We start from the raw sequence: 14,630 nt of genomic DNA on the forward strand, positions 1-14,630 counted from the left end.
GCGGGTACCACATCGCTGCGCGATGTGCAAGCGAACAACCGTGCTGCGCACGGTTGTTGCGCTCCCGCTCCGCGGGAGCGCTGGCGGGATGCTGCGCATCCCGCTCAACCCGACTGCTGCGCAGTCGGGTTGACGCTCCGTCCGCTGCGCTCCCGGAGCAGCGGGACCTCGTCCCGCTGTCAGGCATCCGCTTCGCTCCAGCCAGGGCAGGCGGGTCCGCTGCGCTCCCCCGCCTGACGGTCCTTACGGCTGCGCCTCCCGTCCCTTGGGGCCCGCTGGCGCGGGCCGGGCTGGCTGCGGGGGTGGGGGCGCTCGTTCGTGTGGGTTCTGGTGTTCCGCGTGCATCGGGTTGATGCAGCATGTACCGTTGGCGGAAACACAGGACACCCTCCAATCATCCGAGAACCTCCCAGGAATTCCGAGAGGAACGACCGCAGATGACCGGTCACCATGAATCTATCGGACCCGATCCCGCGCTGAGCGGCGATTCTGTGCACCGGGTGAGCCAGTATCAGACGGCGGGCGTCAACGCCCGGTTGAGGCTGTTCGCGCTCCTGGCCGCCCAGGGCGTGCCCACGAGCGAGGCGGACGACCTGGTGGCCGCGCTGGAGGCCGGAGCGGTCGCCGGGGCGCAGAGCGAGGTAGTCGAGCTGGACGGCATGGCGTCGGCCTCTCGGGGCGAGGTGTTCGCGGACGGCTGGGACGACGGCGTGACAGCCGTGAGCGAGGCCCTGGTGGGCATCGCTGACCGGGACTGGACGCAGCGCGGCGGCCGGTCGGCCGGGCCGCTGAACTGGCCGCACATCTCGCGGACGTGAGACAGCGTGAGCGGGCCGACCTGGTGCGGCTGGAGAAGTTCGTCCGGGAGACCGTCCTGCCGCGCACCCATCCGCACACCACTGCGCGGCGCCGGGTGCTGGAGGCGCTGGGCGAGGCCGGCGGTCTGTGCACCGCGCGAACGGTGAACAGCGGCGGGGACTACATCGTCTGCACGTTCGATGCCGGGCGCTACGACCCGGACGACAAGCCGCCCTTCAAGGACGGAAAGCCCGGCGGCTGGCACAAGGCGGATGCGTCGATCTGGAACGACTTGGGTGCGGCCTGTATTCCGCACGCGGCTATCTGAAAGACCAAGGGAATTCAGGCTCAGGGGAGGCAAGGAAATGTCAGCGATTCGGCTCAAGGAACATCAGGTAGATCAGCGCTCCGCGTTTCGTAGGTGGGTGGGATTCCCTGCAAGGTCATCTGTGCCCCCGCAGGGTGCCCGGGGCACGATCGTGTCAGCGACCGGGTCGGGCAAGACGATCACGGCCGCCGCGTGCGCGCTGGAGAGCTTCGCGGACGGCCGGATCCTCGTCACCGTCCCGACCCTGGACCTGCTCGCGCAGACCGCCCAGGCGTGGCGCCTGGTGGGCCACCGGGCCCCGATGGTCGCGGTGTGCTCGCTGGAGAACGACGCGGTGCTGAACGAGCTGGGGGTGCGCACCACCACCAACCCGATCCAGCTCGCCCTGTGGGCCGGGCACGGTCCGGTCATCGTGTTCGCCACGTACGCCTCTCTCGTGGACCGCGAGGACTACGAGGCCCCCGTGGACCAGCGCAAGGTTCGCGGGCCTCTGGAGGCCGCTCTGGCGGGCGGAGAGCGGCTGTACGGCCAGCAGATGGCCCCGTTCGACCTCGCGATCGTGGATGAGGCCCACGGAACTGCCGGTGATCTTGGTCGGCCGTGGGCGGCGATCCACGACAACCAGCGGATTCCCGCTGATTTCCGGCTCTACCTGACCGCGACGCCGCGCATCCTCGCCGCGGCCCGCCCGCAGAAGGGCGCGGACGGCCAGGAGGCGGAGATCGCGACCATGGCCGACGACCCGGAGGGCACCTACGGCGCGTGGCTCGCGGAGCTCGGGCTCTCGGAAGCGATCGAGCGGGAGATCCTCGCCGGGTTCGAGATCGACGTGCTGGAGATCCGCGACCCCTCCCCCGTTCTCGGGGAGTCGGAGGAGGCGCGGCGGGGCCGGCGCCTGGCGCTCCTGCGGACGGCGCTCCTGGAGCACGCGGCGGCGTACAACCTGCGTACGGTCATGACGTTCCACCAGAAGGTGGAGGAGGCCGCCGCGTTCGCGGAGAAGCTGCCCGAGACCGCTGCCGAGCTGTACGTCAACGACGCCTCCGACGCCGACCTGGCCTCCGCCGACAAGCTGCCGAAGTCGTCGATCGACGCGGAGTTCTACGAGCTGGAGGCCGGCCGCCACGTCCCGCCGGACCGGGTGTGGTCGGCGTGGCTGTGCGGGGATCACTTGGTGGCCGAACGCCGGGAGGCACTGCGACAGTTTGCCAACGGGATCGACGCGGCCGGGCGCCGGGTGCACCGGGCGTTCCTCGCCAGCGTTCGCGTGCTCGGTGAGGGCGTGGACATCACCGGCGAGCGGGGAGTCGAGGCGGTGTGCTTCGCGGACACCCGCGGCTCGCAGGTGGAGATCGTGCAGAACATCGGCCGGGCGCTCCGGCTCAACAAGGACGGCTCCACCAAGGTCGCCAGGGTCATCGTGCCGGTGTTCCTGGAGCCGAACGAGGACCCGACCGACATGGTCGCCAGCGCCTCGTTCCGGCCCCTTGTAGCCGTCCTCCAGGGCCTGCGCTCGCACGATGAGCGCCTGGTCGAGCAGCTCGCCTCCCGCGCGCTCACCAGCGGCAAGCGCACGGTCCACGTTCAGCGCGATGAGGACGGGCGGATCGTCGGGGCCAGCGGCGAGGGCGACGGCCAGGAGCAGGACGACACCGACGCCGCCGCCGAGTCCGCGCTGCTCCACTTCTCCTCCCCGCGCGACGCGGCGACGATCGCAGCGTTCCTGCGGACCCGGGTGTACCGGCCGGAGTCGCTGGTGTGGCTGGAGGGCTACCAGGCTCTGATCCGCTGGCGGGCGGAGAACGAGATCACCGGCGTCCACGCCGTGCCCTATGACGTGGAGACCGAGGTCGGCGTCACGAAGGACTTCCCCCTCGGGCGGTGGGTCCACCAGCAGCGCAAGGCCCTGCGGGCCGGGGAGCTGGAAGAGCGGCGCAAGACCCTGCTCGACGCCCCGGAGGCCGGGATGGTCTGGGAGCCGGGTGAAGAGGCATGGGAGAACAAACTCGCCGCGCTCCGGTCCTACCGGCGGGCCACCGGACACCTCGCACCCCGCCAGGACGCGGTGTGGGGCGAGGGCGAAGCAATGGTGCCCATCGGGCAGCACCTCGCCAACCTCCGCCGCAAGGGCCAGAAGAACGGCCTGGGCAAAGACCCGGAGCGGGCGACCGAGCGCGCGGCACAGCTCACCGAGATCGACCCGGACTGGGACTGCCCCTGGCCGCTGGACTGGCAGCGCCACTACCGGGTGCTCGCCGACCTGGTCGACGCCGACGGCAGCCTGCCCCACATCAAGCCGGGCGTCGTCTACGAGGGCGACGACATCGGCAAGTGGCGCTGGCGGCACCAAGAACCGGGCGCCTGGGCGCAACTCCTCCCCGAGCAGCAGGAGCGGCTGACCGCTCTGGGCATCAAGCCGCTTAAGGCTCCGTCTGCCGCCCCGGCGGCCAAGCGTGCAGCGAAGGGCCCGAGCAAGGCACAGGCTGCCTTCCACCGGGGCCTGGTAGCCCTCGCGCAGTGGGTGGAACGGGAAGGCGCCCACCGGCCGGTGCCACGCGGTCACAGCGAACAGATCGCGGTCGACGGCGAGGCAGAGCCGGTGGTCGTGAAGCTGGGCGTGTGGGTCTCGAACACCAAGGCCCGGCGCGACAAACTCACAGCGGAACAACGCGCGCAGCTCGCCAAGCTGGGCATCGAATGAGCCTGAAACCAGCCACGGCCGGTCGCTGAACCTGACCGCAGGAGACCCCGGGGCCGCGATGGTCGCAGGGCCTCGTGCGTGGGGCGCAACGCAGTGACGCAACACGAACCGTGGACCCCGTGGCCCGTGTGGGGCGTGCCGCTTCGCTCTCCATCGGCCCAGCCTCGCTGGTCGTCAGCGCTGGCGGGGGCAAACGCCACGGCGAACGTGGCAGCCAACGCCGAAGCTCCCCGATCGGCCGGGTCAACGAGGGCTTGACCGTGATCACTTTCGCGAGTAGGTGGAGGGTGTCACCCGATTGCCGGCGACGACGCCGACGACCACGGCACGATCCGTGTTCGTCCCCTTGGGCCGGTGGTTCGTGGTCCACGCGACTTCGTCGACGCGCATGTTCCCCTGAGTGTCGTCCTTCGGCGTGAGATCGAGCACGAGGAGCTGTCCGAAGGGGGCGTTGGTGTTGCTGTACTCGGCGGCCTGGGCCAGATAGCGGCCTTCGAGGTACGTGCGGTCGTTGTCGGAGTCGTCCTGTTTGATTTCGGTCAAATAGCGCAAGGCGCCGAAGTACACCATGCCGTCCGCACGCCCCATACCGACGTCGACCGGCTCGACAAGAACAACGTTGTGGAGGGGGCCCGCCCGGAGCCACTGGTGGAAGTCGCGTTGCAGGTCTGCCTCAACCGCTTTGCGATCCCCCTTCTTCTCGGGCTTGCGCCGGTAGTCGAAGGCAGGCGGTTCACCCTTCTTCGTGGTGCCGAAAAGGTTGCTGCGTGTGAAGTCAGAGCGGCTCTTGAGGAAGAGAAGCGTCTGCTCGACCAGTGCCGAGAACGTCCTGCGCACCTCCCCCACGAACGCGGGGTGCGCGGACAGTTCGGTCATCAGCGCATCCAGCTTAGGGACAATGAGCGGGTCGGTGGCCTTGAGCCGGGCGACGTCGCTGTCGTAGGCGAAGCCTTCGAGAACGAGCAGATCGACATCGTCCAAAGCGATGCCGATGCTGACAGCGCGGTCACCCAGCAGGAGCAGCAGAGTCGGTGCCAGCCGTTGCAGGCGGGACAACGCTGACCCCGCCCCGAGAGGGTCGTCGTCATCGCTCCCAGGACCGTTCGACGAAGGAGCAGTGGACTCGGACTCGCGCTGAACAGCGGTTTCGACAGCCTGCAGCAGAATGTTGGCAGTCGCACTGTCGAAGCCGCGGGTGGTGTGCTGGTCTGTCTCTTGAGCGGCGCGGCGCAGCTGTGCCAGAAAGGCCTGCTGACGCAGGAAGCGGCCCTCGATCGTCGGCTGGACGAGATGGGCCAGACCTTGGCCAGTGTCGCCAGCTACAGGGCAGACGGTGCGGGCGGCACTGTAGGCACTGAGGACAGTGTCCAAGGCTTGCCAGGCGTCCATCCAGGCATCTTCCTGAAGGGCCGTGGCGGCGGCGCGCAGTTGCAGGATGAGGCGTTGCCAGGCGATCTCTGCTGAGCGGCGCGGCTGGAGCCAGGAGGACTGGTGGGCTCGGTGGAGCCAAGCTTCGCGTTGATCCAGGGCGGCGGCGATTTCGTCCGCTGCTGTGGCGATGGTCGCAACATCGTGCCGACTGAAGGCGAGGGCGGCGTCGCAGACCGCGGCGTAGATGCGGGCGTCGTCGCGGGCTTCTTCTGCCTGGGCGGCGGTCTCGAACTGCTTGCGGGCCAGGACGAGGTGACTGGTGATGGCGCCGAGGTCCTGGGAGGACAGTGCACGACGTAGCAGGTCGCAGCCGAGTTCGAACATGGCGTCCACGTCGGCGGCTTCGTCGTGGGTCAACTGCTGCAGCAGCGTGCGCACAGTGTCGGCGATCGTGTCCTCGTCCGCCCAGCGGTCGAGGGTGAGGCCGAGCAGTCTCGGCAGGCGCTCAAGGAAGTCTTCGGGGCTATCGCTCGGCACGTCTTCGAGCGCCTGCCACAGCTTGAATGGGGTCACTGCGTCGGCAACGGCCAGGCGGAGGGCGCCTTCGAGGCGAGCTGCGGCTAGGAGCGGGGCGCGTTCAATCTGGGTGAGCAGGTCATCCAACAGGACGGCTGTGAGGGGCTTGCCGAGGGCCTTGGCGGCTGTGGGGCTGTGTAGCAGGGCGTCCATGGACGCCGAGAGGTGCAGGACGCTGGGCTGCGCGGCCAGTCCTTGGGGGAGCGCGGTGGCCGCAGGCTGCCATTGTGAATCGCTGCGGTTGTAGGCGTCGGCTACGGCTTCGGCGAGGTAGGGGGCGAACGGGCCGGCGGCAACGTCGCCGGCCTCACTGGCCACCGCGTTGGGAGTGAGGCCGATAGCAGGAAAGGTGATCGCCTGGCCGTCAGCGGCCAGTTCAGTCAGCCGGTCGGCAAGTTGCGGCACGACAGCCGTCCCTTTCTGCCTGGTAGAGGTGTGATCACCACAGTGAGGCGCCGGGGTCGGCGTGTCTGATGGTGTCATCGGGCAGCGTGGCACGGGCCAAGTCGAAGTCCGCGGTGGTGATGACTACCTGAAGGTCACTTTCGGCCGCCACGGTGGCGAGTTCCCCGAAGAGCTTACGGGCGTCGGCGGACTGCATTTCCTCGGACTTGGGGCTGTCGATCAGCAGCAGTCCGGGGTGAGTGGACACCCCGTAGCGTCGGCCCACCCTCAGCAGCGCGATGACCACCGCGATGCGCAGACGCAGGCGGGCGCCTGCTGTCTGGTCCTTAAACCATTCCTGCTTGCTGCCCAGGGGATAGATCTTCAGGCGGGCGCTACGGTCGATCTCTACCGACTTCAGCGAGGGAACGCCGAACAGGGTCGCGAGTTCGGCGATCTCCTTGTTGACTTCCTCGAACAGCGCCTCGGCGGCGCTCTTGCTGTCCTTTTCCAACAACTTGGCCGCGGCCGCAAGAATCTTGACAGTCTTGGCTTCTGTGTCGCCGGTGGCAAGCTCTTCGGGCTCGCGGAACACGCTGAGGGCGCCTTCGCGCCGCAGCACGTCTTCCTGGGCCGCGAGGCGTGCCGGGAGGTCGGCCGCCGACTGGGCTCGACGCAGCTGTTCCTGGGCGGTTTCGAGCTGACGGGTCAGGCTGTCGACGGTGGTCTCGGCTTTTTCCAGCTCCTCTTTGGCTATGGCCTCAATGTCGGTGCTTGTCTTCAGTCGCTCCTGGGCTTCGGCGGTGACTTCCTGCGGGTCGTCGTCGCCGGTGACCGCTCGCGCGCAGACCGCGCACGTGCTCGCGTGGCGCTCTTCCTGGCGACGGGCGTCGTCGATTGTCTGGTCGCAGCGAGGGCAACTGGAGGGGTTGAGGCCGTGGAAGAGCAGGCGCGCGGTGGCGCTCTCGGTGACGTCGTTGACGAGTTTGGCGGCGTGCTGGCGTTCCGTGCGCGACCGGCGGAAGACGCGGGAAGCCTCGTCCCACTGGTCTTGTGCGTCGGCCAGCGCACGAGCGAGGCGGACCGCGTCGTTGGCCAGGTCGACCAACGACTCATCGCCCGCATCAGCGGGCAGCAGGCTGGACAGTCGCTGGCGTGCCGTGGCGAGTTCGGCTTCGAGGCGCTCGCGCTCGGTTGCGCGTTCGGCTGCTTCGGCGTCGGCCGCCGTACGGCGTGCCTTGTCTTCGGCCAGGCGTACGCCGTGGACTGTCTTGACGCGGGTAAGAGCGGCCGCTGCGGGCAGGTCGAGGAATACCTGCAGCAGGCGGCCCGGGAGCCCGTTGGAGGTGACCTCGCCCAACAGCGCCTTGTCGCCGCCGGCCGGAAGGTAGACCGCGCCGAAGTAGGCGGGCCATCCGTGGGTCTGGGTGCTGGTCTCCTTGAAGCTATTGACCAGTGGCTGCAGATCCATGCGCCGCAGCATCAGTGAGGCGATCTGTTCCGCGTAGCTGTCGGTGCTGGCCGCTCGGAGCAGCGCCGTGACCCCCCGCTCCGGATCGGGTGCCCGCAGGTCTGGGAGTGAGGAGATGTCGGCGCCGGTCAGGACGACAGCTGAGGTGATCTCTCCGTCGGTGAGGTCGAGTCGGAAACCCATGGGCTCGCCCGCGACGGTCGCGTCTAGGTCGACCTGATGCAGCCAGCCGCGGACGCGCTTTTGCATCTCGTCGCGCGGAGTGCCGCGAAGGCACCAGGTCAGCAGCTCCAGCACGGATGTCTTGCCCCGGAAGTTGGAGGCGACCAGCGCCGTCAGACCGGCGGAGAAGAAGAGCGGGGTGTCGAACGGGCCCGGCTGGACGTCCCCGGTGCGCTCACCGGCCACCCGCAGCCGGTGCACGTGCAGCGACCGCGGCCGCGCCGGGGAGATGACCAGGGGTAGCCCGTACTCGGCGAACACATCGCGGACGTCCTCGACGTCCACGCCGGCCCCGTCCGCGATGCGTGTCTCCAGCAGCGCCTCAGTCTGCACCGTGCTCATGCCGCCCCCGATTCCTGTTCCTGCAGTTCCTGGCGGAAGGCCGCCAGTCGCTCGCGTGCTCGCTCGCTGATCGGCCCGATCCGGCTCCCCCGTGGTGTCTCGGCGTACTCGGTCGTCAGGTACTGCTGCCGCTTGAGTTCGCTGCCGCTCTTCTCCCCGGCGAGTCGCATGACCAGTTCGACACGCTGCACGTAGTAGTCGAACGCCGGCGCCTCACGGATAATCTCCCGGACCACATGGCGGCCGTGCTCCAGCAGGAAGTAGTCGTGCTGGCGTACTCGGTCGACGGTCCCGCGGCGCCTGCGGACCAGCAGCCCGGCACTGCTCAGCACAGCCAGAGCGTCATCGAGCCACTCATAGGCGCCGAAGTGATGACGCAGCATCGGATAGCGCCGTACCTCGGGCTCCTCGGAGTTCAAGATGCCGCTGGCAATGTCCAGCAACGCCTCTTCGCGGTCGGCCTCGTACTCGGTCAGCAGCTCGTTCGCCAGATAGTCCGGATTCCGCAGCCAGAAGTCCAGCTTCTGCAGCTTGACTTGCGTCCGCATGACACCCACCGCGTGCTCCAGCACAGGCAGAGCCCTCTCCGCACCAGTCAGCGGTTCGCAGGCCCCGTCGATCAGCAGAAGCACACGCACCGCGTCCTGCTCTCGGCTGGTCACCGGATCCTGCGGCCCTTGGCCCGCCCCCTCGTGATCCATCACGACACAGTAACCGTCCGCACACAAATCTGACCATGGGGTGATAAGCCGAATTCACGTACGGCTCCCACCTGTTCACCACTGGCGACAGACAATCTGAAATAGCCACTGCCACCAACATCGTGGGACACCGCCCTCGCCGCTCTCGCCCAAGACCTCCGGCTGACGCCACCCGCCTGCGGATGTTCGAGTTGCTGAACGGTGCGGGGGTGCCGGTTGCCGAGGCAGACGAGCTGGTCTCCCGTCTGGAGGCTGGCACGTCTATTGCGGTGGTGTCGTCCGCGCCCGCGGTGGTGCAGTGTTCGATCTACTTCGTGCGGTTGCCGACGGCGTCGAACTCCCAGGACGTCCGGTAAGGGTTGGGGCCGCCGACGGTCGCCGAGTCGGATGCCGTCCAGGGCCGCGGTGTTCACCCGAGGACCTGCGCCCAGGGGACCAGGCCCTTGCAAGTGCGGGAAGCCGTCAGTCTGGCCTCACGATCCGCGTGGTCGGCGTGCCGTGTCCGGGGGCGGCGTGCGGCTGCCTGTGAGCAGCGCCTTGAGGTAGGTAGTGTGCGCGGTGAGCAGGGCGATGGCGCGGTCGGTTCCGCCCGGCAGGAACGGCAGCACGATCAGTGCCGGGACCGCGGCGGCCAGGGCGAGCAGGACGGCCGGGGTGAGGAGGACGACCAGCACGACGCGCTGGATCGCGCCGAGCGCGGAGGGCGGGGGCAGGAACGGGATCGTCATGGCCCCCATCAAAAGCGGTGCTCTCTCACGATTAGTAATGGTCGGTGTCACATGTCAGTCCAGAAGCTCGGCGGGCGGTGGTCGAAAGCGGCGTTCCATGCTTCGCCCATCGAGTGCTGGAGCAGCGTGGCCGTCGTCCGGTGGGCGTGGGTGGCCAGCCACTGCACGATCTCCGGCTGGGTGTCGGCGACGACTTCGTCGGCGACCGGCCCGCCGGGCCAGGGCCATGTGGCGGGGCTCGGGCTGAAGTGCACGCGGGCCCAGCAGGCGAGCCGGCGGAAGTCCGTGACGCTTCCGCTGTCTCTGGCCGCCTGGAGGCGGGCGCGGTAGAAGTCGTCATGCAGGCGGTTCAGGACGTCGTCCATCGATTCCAGGGTCGCTGCGCGGGCCTCCGCCATGAGGCGGCGGCGCTGTGCGGCGTCGATGTAGCCGAATTCGTAGGCCTGCGAGGCGGGCAGCCGCAGGACGGCTGGGACCGGCATGAGATCGGATTCTCCGTCGTCGCTCCAGTCGAGGAGCATCGCCTCGATGAAGGTGCTGGCCTGGTCGGGGGCGAGCCGTGCGGCGGCCGCGACAACCGGCTCAATGCCCTCCACCGGCCGCATCCGCCCGTGGCTTCCACGGGTCAGCGGCCACACCGCCGGGGTCCCGCCGGAGGTGAAGACCAGCAGCCGGCCCGCGGCCGCCCACCCGGCGTACGGCTCCCGCAGTGCGGCGCCGTGCCCGCCGGCGGCGCGGGCGCGCCAGGTCGGCGGGGTGCGCACCGGCCACCCCGGCGGGAGATTCGTGCGCTCGGCCGCACGGCCGCGGGAGATCAGCCAGACCTCGAAGTCCTCGACCTCGACCGCGCGGTCGGCACGCCACACCGCGCCGCCGCCGCGGCCGGAGTCGTCCCAGTCTCCGATCCCCCGGCGCAGTTCCCCGCGGGTGCCGGCGTCGGCGTACCGGTAGTCCAAGCGCAGTTCCCGCCACTGTTCCCCCTGTTCGAAGAGCATCCGCTCCGCGGCGTCCGTCCCGGGGCCGGCCAGCAGCAGGCGGGCGATGTTGGCCGCCACCCAGAAACGGACCGCGGAATGCCATCCCGTCTCCCCGTCCAGCGCCGCGGCCACCCGCAGCAGACGGGAACCGGGCCCCGGCCCACCGGCAGATGCGCCGGTTGCGCTTGCGTCCTCGTCGGGGAACTCCGCCCGGGATACCGCCTCGTGGACCGCGAGTTCCGGTGCGGTACTCGTCGCCGCCACCGCCAGACCCCACAGGCCCCGGGCCGCCCGGTGCCGCAGGACAGTCCGCAGACCGTCGAGGTAGGTGTCGGTGAATGGCTCCTGGACGGCGATGGCGGTCATCACCGCGTCGGTCAGCTGACGGCTCTGGTAGTCGCGGTGCGCCCGCTGGAACTGGCCGGGCAGCCGCAACGACACAGCCCGGGCCCGGTCGGCCACCCCCGGACGCAGACGCAACCGCAACGGCCCTCCGAACTCCGGGACCCACCGGTGCTTCCCCCTGCCGAGCGCCGGCGGGTAGCGCAGCACCGTGGAAATGTGCGTGAGGCGCGCATCCGGTTCGCGGTGCTCCTGCGCCTCTAGATGTTCGTCGAGCAGCTGACGAACCGTCTCGTCCCTCGACAGACCCCGGCGGGTCGCAGCGGCCCCCACCGCGGCAAGCGCACAGGCCGGAAGCCAGACATTCGTCTCCACGTTAGTCGGCACGCAGCAAGTATCCCGACGCCGATCGCCCCATGCCCACGGGCATGTCCCGTTTCAAAGATCGCCGAGACCATCAACGAGGACGGCACCTGCAACTGCTGCCCATCACGCGGTTCGAACCTCCCTGCGCCGGGCCTGCGCCGGGCAGCACGCAGGTCAGATCGGGCCTTCGCACTCGTCGATCCAGTGCGCGAGGAGGCCAGGGCTGCGAGGCGTTCCAGCGCCTGCTGGGCGGTCATCTCGTCGAAGGCCGCGTGGGTGGCCGTGTTGCGGACGGTCATGTTGAGTCCGGGCGCGTACTTGGACAGGCCGTTCTGCATGGAGCTGACCGTGCGGTCGCTCGGGTCCCCAGGCCACGTCAGCATCGGGCTCTTGGCGGTGAAGACCTTCTCGTAGACGTTGGTGGCGTCCATGTTGGCCAGCCCGGTGCGGGTCTTTACCTGGGAGGTGAGGTTCTCGGCAGCGCTTTGGACGGCGAGACGGAAGTGGCCGTCCAGCCAAAGCTTCCGGGCAGCTCCCCAGATCGTCGGGTGCATCGCCTCCACTCCGGTGGTCGGAGGGAGCTCAGCCTCCGCCTTGTCCGTCAGCGCCTCCAGACGGCCCAGGATCTGCTCCGCCGAGTCCAGCACGTCGCCCGGTTCGAGCAGCGGCTTCGACGTAGTGACGGTCCTCCAAGCCGAGATCGGGTCCACTGGCTCAGGGAAGCCGGTGACGCCTATGTACATCCGGGTCAGGCCGGGGGCCGCCGACGCGCGGCCGGCTGCGCGTGCCACCCGGTCTGTGGCGGCTTGGAGCTCTTCGCGCGACACGCCATCCCGGCCAACCGCAGCAGGCAGGAGGCCGCGCCCGAAGCCGACATCCTTTGTCTCCGTGTGGAGCTCCATGAACGCCTTGAAGGCGTCTTTGAACTCGGCCACGGCTTCGCTCGTCTTGCGAAGGGACTCGGGTTCCGGGAAGCGTCCATGCCGCTGATCGTGTCACGGAGCTACGTCCCGTAACTGCCAAGAACAGCACCAAAGCAGCGGGCAGCGCTCGCAGAGCTGGGCATGGAATGGGCGTGACACCGGTCACGGCCGGTCGTTGCATCGGACGACGGTCAGGCCAAGTACCCAGCCAGGTCCTGGGCCTCATCACTCGGGGCCCCGTGCTCCTGCCGTGAACCTGGTCCTGATAGCGGAGCGCTACGAAGAGCTATCAGGTAAACGGTTCAGGAGTGCACGGAAGAAGTCAGCAACCACAGGCCGGGCTCGATCACGGTCGCGTAGTTCGTCGTGGCCGAACCGGAACACCTCGTATCCGCGAAATTTCAGGTCGCGGTCGCCGGCCATGGTCGCTGCATACTTGGCGCTGTCGGGCTTGGATCCTCCATCGCGTGTGTAGTGCTGCATGCCGTCGACTTCCAGAACGACGCGCCGGTTCCCGGACAGCAGCATGAGAAAGTCCATCCGGAGGTTCTGCTGGGCGAGCTCGCCGCGCTCACGGATGGTCTTGGGGTCCCAGTGCACCCATATCTCCGGCAGGAGAGCGGGCACATCGCGGAGCTGGCTCTTGTAAATGTGGTGGTAGAGCCAGAAGAGGTTCTTCTGCCCTTCGGATCGGCGGGGTAAGGAATCCTCCATGCGGCTGTAAAGAGCCTGGGCCGCCTCCTCTGCATCATCGGCCTCGCGGATCTCCTGCCACCAGGACAGCAGGTCGCTCCAGAGCAGGCCGTCCTTTCCCACCGGGCGGTTGTAGACCAAGATCTCGTCCTTGCGCTCTGCGATCTCGATGTCGTTGTCCAGGGCGCTGGTGAAGCGGATGTCCGGCTTGCCAAGGGTGGCGAAGATGAGGTTCCGTGGCCGGCGGGCCGTACCCCGCCCGAGCTGGACCAGATGGAACTGGGGGTAACCGTCCACCTCGCCCTCTTGGCGCAACTGCGCCCCCACGGGCTGAAGATGACGGTTGGCGAACTCGACAAAGCGGCGCTGTGCCTGCTCGTCAGGAAGAACGGCTGAGGAGGCAAGGCCCTCGAGGAAGCGTCCGAAGCGAGGGTGTGGGGCTTCGAAGGCCCTTAATTGCTCGAAGAGATACTCGGTCGACCAGTCGTCTGGGAACCGGATCACATGTCGCTGAATGTCATCGCGCAGGGTCCCAAGGTGAGGTCCCCATACGTTCAACTCGTCGCCGAGATCCCACAGCCGCCCCAGCAGGGCAAGGAACCGTTCCGGGTAGCCCCGGTGGTCGGTGACGTCGAACTCTTTAGCCAGCTCGCGACGCGTGCGGCCAGGAATCTCCACGTGGCCGCGCCCGCTCCACACGGCATCCTGCAGATCCCTCAGCTCGATGAACGGGAGTGGTTCAGTGTCGAGAACTGCCTGAGCGACGTGGGGCAGCTGCTCGTCTGGGCAGGCCCGCAAACTCGCCGTCAAGCGCCCGTGCTTGGTCGTGTCATCGTTCAGAGGAGGCGAGGGGAGACCGAGGCGCTCACACAGCTCCGGTAGATCTTGATGACGGTATTTCTGGTAGAGCGTGACGAGCACACCCTCGATCAGGCTCCGCAACCGCAGCAGGTCCATCCGCTCAGTCATCTCATGATGATGAGTCAGGCTCACGCGTGAATCCAGGGGCCGCCTCGGAATGAACTGCCAGGCGATATCAATCGGAGTCAGTAGGCGCCGTAGGGGCTCCAGCCCCGGAGGAATGGCTTGAGATCCTCGCCGCGAGGTTCCGGGACGTCGGGAAGTCGAAACTGTTGAACCACCGCATGGGCGCGCGCCACGTGTCCCGTGGCCCACTCCATCCACTCCTCAGCCGCCGCCTTCTCCGACCCGGGTGGAAGCGTGGCCACGTGCGCACGGGCCGCCTCCAGATACTCGCCCAGGTGCGTCGCACGACGCCAAGCAGCCTCCTGGGATTCCAGTTGCCTGACGCGGTACTTCTCGGCGTACTGGTCACGGGCCTCGGCCATCGCAGCTTCCCAGCGCAAGCGTTTCTTCCGCGCCTCCTCAAGCTCGGCCAGGCGCTTACGCTCGGCCGCCTCACCGCGCAGTCCGATCTCGTGGACGATCTCTGCGAGCTGTTCTTCCAAGGGGCGCTCGGTGCTGTCGGCCCACTCGGACGCATGATGTGATTGGCCTCCGCTCAGAGTGAAGCGCAGCCGTTCGGAGGGTGTGTAGTCGTACCGGGGGATCCTGACCCAGGAGTACTTCTTGGCTTCCGTGTGCTCCTTGAAGCTTCCCCTTGATCGTGGACACCTGGAGACTGGGATCAGAATGGTTCCAGAGGAAGCAGTGACCAGGTGGCAAGCAAGTACACGAAGCGGTACT

11 protein-coding genes and 1 pseudogene are annotated in these 14,630 nt (G+C 68.2%); 4 read left to right on the forward strand and 8 right to left on the reverse strand.

The window, feature by feature from the left end; all coding sequences use genetic code 11:
- The first annotated feature begins 500 nt into the window (after window positions 1–500).
- Genes PV679_RS34890 through PV679_RS34900 form a run of 3 tightly spaced genes read left to right on the forward strand, consistent with a single transcriptional unit; the run spans window position 501 to window position 3,827 of the window.
- Window positions 501–818 carry a hypothetical protein gene (locus PV679_RS34890; RefSeq protein ID WP_319685228.1) on the forward strand — a complete coding sequence of 106 codons (318 nt, stop codon included), beginning with the start codon at window positions 501–503 and terminating at the stop codon, window positions 816–818.
- Window positions 815–1,126 (forward strand): hypothetical protein, encoded by a 312-nt coding sequence (locus PV679_RS34895; RefSeq protein ID WP_319685230.1) that lies wholly within the window; start codon window positions 815–817, stop codon window positions 1,124–1,126. Before PV679_RS34890 ends, PV679_RS34895 begins: the two co-directional genes overlap by 4 nt.
- A gap of 37 nt (window positions 1,127–1,163) precedes the next feature.
- A complete protein-coding gene (locus PV679_RS34900) occupies window positions 1,164–3,827 on the forward strand; it encodes a DEAD/DEAH box helicase (RefSeq protein ID WP_319685232.1) in 2,664 nt (887 codons plus the stop codon).
- A gap of 264 nt (window positions 3,828–4,091) precedes the next feature.
- On the opposite strand, the gene PV679_RS34905 is transcribed toward PV679_RS34900, so the two are convergent.
- From PV679_RS34905 to PV679_RS34915, 3 genes are read right to left on the reverse strand one after another with little or no spacing between them, the layout of a single operon-like run.
- The gene (locus tag PV679_RS34905; protein ID WP_319685234.1) at window positions 4,092–6,179 is read right to left on the reverse strand and encodes a hypothetical protein; all 2,088 of its coding nucleotides are present in this window, start codon (window positions 6,177–6,179) and stop codon (window positions 4,092–4,094) included.
- 34 nt (window positions 6,180–6,213) lie between these two features.
- Window positions 6,214–8,193: a hypothetical protein gene (locus PV679_RS34910; RefSeq protein ID WP_319685236.1), complete on the reverse strand. Its 1,980-nt coding sequence runs from the start codon at window positions 8,191–8,193 to the stop codon at window positions 6,214–6,216.
- A complete protein-coding gene (locus PV679_RS34915) occupies window positions 8,190–8,894 on the reverse strand; it encodes a hypothetical protein (RefSeq protein ID WP_319685238.1) in 705 nt (234 codons plus the stop codon). The genes PV679_RS34910 and PV679_RS34915 overlap by 4 nt, the downstream gene beginning before the upstream one ends.
- A 182-nt stretch (window positions 8,895–9,076) precedes the next feature.
- Between PV679_RS34915 and PV679_RS34920 the strand changes: the two genes are divergently transcribed.
- A complete protein-coding gene (locus PV679_RS34920; protein ID WP_319685240.1) occupies window positions 9,077–9,250 on the forward strand; it encodes a hypothetical protein in 174 nt (57 codons plus the stop codon).
- Window positions 9,251–9,367: 117 nt separating this feature from the next.
- On the opposite strand, the gene PV679_RS34925 is transcribed toward PV679_RS34920, so the two are convergent.
- The 5 genes and pseudogenes from PV679_RS34925 to PV679_RS34945 form a co-directional block, all read right to left on the reverse strand.
- Window positions 9,368–9,622, reverse strand: coding sequence for a dTMP kinase (locus tag PV679_RS34925; protein WP_319685242.1), 255 nt, complete (start codon window positions 9,620–9,622; stop codon window positions 9,368–9,370).
- Between the two features lie 47 nt (window positions 9,623–9,669).
- On the reverse strand, window positions 9,670–11,151 hold the full coding sequence (locus tag PV679_RS34930) for a hypothetical protein (RefSeq protein ID WP_319685244.1): 1,482 nt from the start codon (window positions 11,149–11,151) through the stop codon (window positions 9,670–9,672).
- A 50-nt stretch (window positions 11,152–11,201) separates the two neighbouring features.
- Window positions 11,202–12,242, reverse strand: coding sequence for a TIGR02391 family protein (locus PV679_RS34935; RefSeq protein WP_319685246.1), 1,041 nt, complete (start codon window positions 12,240–12,242; stop codon window positions 11,202–11,204).
- Window positions 12,243–12,506: 264 nt separating this feature from the next.
- A complete protein-coding gene (locus PV679_RS34940; RefSeq protein WP_319685248.1) occupies window positions 12,507–13,892 on the reverse strand; it encodes a hypothetical protein in 1,386 nt (461 codons plus the stop codon).
- Between the two features lie 77 nt (window positions 13,893–13,969).
- Window positions 13,970–14,630: pseudogene (locus tag PV679_RS34945) on the reverse strand (hypothetical protein); the annotation flags it as partial.

Source organism: Streptomyces sp. AK02-01A (assembly GCF_033795305.1).
GTDB lineage: Bacteria > Actinomycetota > Actinomycetes > Streptomycetales > Streptomycetaceae > Streptomyces.